The 2431-nt window shown below is 71.4% G+C and carries 3 protein-coding genes; all 3 read right to left on the bottom strand.

Going from position 1 to position 2431, the window contains the following annotated elements; genetic code table 11:
- Nucleotides 1-233, bottom strand: a 233-nt coding sequence (locus tag ACM2XV_RS14290) for a hypothetical protein (RefSeq protein WP_487027410.1), incomplete at its 3' end; no start/stop codon positions are given.
- On the bottom strand, nt 230-907 hold the full coding sequence (locus ACM2XV_RS14285) for a response regulator transcription factor (protein WP_487027409.1): 678 nt from the start codon (nt 905-907) through the stop codon (nt 230-232). The genes ACM2XV_RS14290 and ACM2XV_RS14285, both read right to left, overlap by 4 nt.
- Before the next feature lie 58 nt (nt 908-965).
- The gene (locus ACM2XV_RS14280; RefSeq protein WP_487027408.1) at nt 966-2168 is read right to left on the bottom strand and encodes a MarP family serine protease; all 1203 of its coding nucleotides are present in this window, start codon (nt 2166-2168) and stop codon (nt 966-968) included.
- Nucleotides 2169-2431: the final 263 nt, after the last annotated feature.

The following is a 2431-nucleotide window of genomic DNA, read 5'->3' as shown; positions in this document are numbered from 1 at the left end:
ATCACCGCGAGCGCGACCAGCACGGCCCCGGCGTCGATGTAGATCTTGTCCTCGCCGGGGGCGGGCTTCTCACGCAGCTCGCTCGGCTGCGACTGCCAGATCACGACGATCACCGCGAGGATGACGATAAGCACGACGAGCGCGACCGTCGCGATCGAGATCTGGCGGGTGACGGATGCCGCTGCGCGCCGCACCGCGAGCTCGTCGGCGTCTCGGGGCCGCCGCGCGCTCACAGCGCCCCCAGCCGGTAGCCCTTGCCGCGCACCGTCAGCACCACGCCCTCCTCCGTCTTGCGGCGCAGATAGTGCACGTAGGTGTCGACGGTGCCCGGCAGGTCGGTCGGCGAGAACACCGCGGAGAGGATCTGCGCGCGGCTGAAGGTGCGGTGCGGGTTCTCGGCCAGCAGGGTGAGCAGTTCGGACTCCTTGGGAGTCAGCGCCACCGGGCCGATGTAGGGCGACTCGACGATGCGGTCCTGCGGGTAGAAGTCCCAGCTGCCGATCGCGAGCGAGGCGTCGTTCGAGGTGTAGCTGCGCCGCAGCGCCCGCAGGCGCGCGAGCAGCTCGGCGAACTCGAACGGCTTCACCAGGTAGTCGTTCGCTCCCGCGTCGAGCCCCTCGACGCGGTTGTCGACGGTGCCGAGCGCGGTCAGCATGATGATCGGCGTGCCGATGTGCGCACGGCGGATGGCCTGCACGAGGCCGACCCCGTCGAGGCCCGGCAGGCGACGGTCGACCACCATCACGTCGAACTCCTCGGCGAGCGCGGTCTCGAGCGCCGCGGCGCCGTCGGCGCGATGGGTCACGTCGTATCGCTCGGCGGCGCCCCGGGTCAGGTACTCCACGATGATCGGGGCGAGACGCTCGTCGTCCTCGACGAGCAGCAGGCGCGGCATCCGATCGCTCATGGCTTCATGATCGTGGCCCGGCGCCCAAGAATCCGCACAGAATCGCTCGCATCGCGCCTCAGCCGGCCGTGCACGCACCGGTCGACACGGGCGCGCTCAACGACGCGGCCTTCGCGAGGGCGGGGCGCACCTGCGCCAGGGTCAGGGCGTAGCCCGTCTGCGGGTCGGTCGTCGACATGGCGAACACGACACCGGTCACACGGCCCTGGGCGTCGAGCAGCGGGCCGCCGGAGTTGCCGGGGCGCACGACCGCGCGCAGGGAGTACACCTGCCGCGTGACGGTCTTGTCGTCGTAGATGTCCTTGCCGATGGCGCTCACCGTCGTGCGCACGCGGCCGGGCGACACCGTGTAGGCGCCGCCGCCGGGGTAGCCGGCCGAGAACACCGCGGCGCCCTTCGCCTGCTGCGCGGAATCGAGTGCGAGGGGCTTCGCCGCGAGCCCGGGGACGGCGAGGATCGCGAGATCGGTCTCGGGGTCGTAGCTCACGACCGTGGCCCGCAGGCGCTCGGTCTTGCCGTCCACCAGCACGGCCACCGTGGACGAGCCGGCCACGACGTGCGCATTCGTGACGACACGATCGGATGCCACGACCCAGCCGCTTCCGGAGGAGTCCGTGCCGCACCTGGGCTCGTCGGCGACGACCTCGACGATCGACGGCGCCGCCGCATCGACGGCGTCCGGAACCGAGCTCGGCGGAGCTTCGACGGACGGGATCTGCTCGTGCCCGGCCTCGAAGACCTTCGGCAGTCCCGCCGCGGCGATCGCGTCGTCGACCTGGGCGAACACGCGCGTGGCGGGGATCGGGGCATACGAGTCGAGCGCAGCGACGATGCGCGAGGAATCCGCGAGCTGCGTCGCCGGGCGGAAGCCGGTGCTCGTGATGAAGCCGGCCGCGAGCCAGACGACGGCCGCCCAGGCGAGCGCGCCGAACGCGGCACCCAGCACCGCGTCGAACCCGCGGGCGGCCGGAAGCGGACGCACCGCCCGACGGATGAGGTTGCCGATGGTGATGACGATGACGGCGCAGACGACGGCGATGAGCAGCACCACGGCGAGCACGACGAGGTTGCGCTGCCACGGCTGCAGGCCGCCGACCGTGCCCATCGCCGTGACGAGCGCGGGCGTCAGACGCAGCGCGACCCAGAAGCCGACCACCCAGCCGACGAGCGCGGCCACGCCCGTGATCACGCCGCGCCGCGCGTAGCGGATCACGGTGAGCACGCCGAGTGCGGCGAGCACCAGATCGATGACCAGCTGCATGGCGTCAACTCTCCCATCCCGTGCTGAGCACTCGGCGCAGCGTGACCGGTGGACCGGCTGACCGATGACATGAGAGTGGGCCCCGCTCCGATGGAGCGGGGCCCACTCTCTCCCCACAAACCGCGCCCATCGCCCCTGCGACCCGAAGAGTCCCCTTATGCCGGGGTGGTGCGTGTAAGACCCATTGAAGCCAGCGCCACTCGTTCTGCCCACCCGGTTGACACCGAGGCGCATCGGCGCTAGTCGATCGTCGAGATCGCGGG

It is taken from the genome of Gryllotalpicola sp. CP2-P1 (assembly GCF_057512245.1).
The sequence above is the reverse complement of the archived record's forward strand: the minus strand, read 5'-3'. Positions and strand labels throughout refer to the sequence as shown.

What these genes read in the sequence shown, in the direction of transcription:
- ACM2XV_RS14285 (WP_487027409.1), bottom strand. Translation starts at nt 907, where the DNA reads ATGAGCGATCGGATGCCGCGCCTGCTGCTCGTCGAGGACGACGAGCGT.
- ACM2XV_RS14280 (WP_487027408.1), bottom strand. Translation starts at nt 2,168, where the DNA reads ATGCAGCTGGTCATCGATCTGGTGCTCGCCGCACTCGGCGTGCTCACC.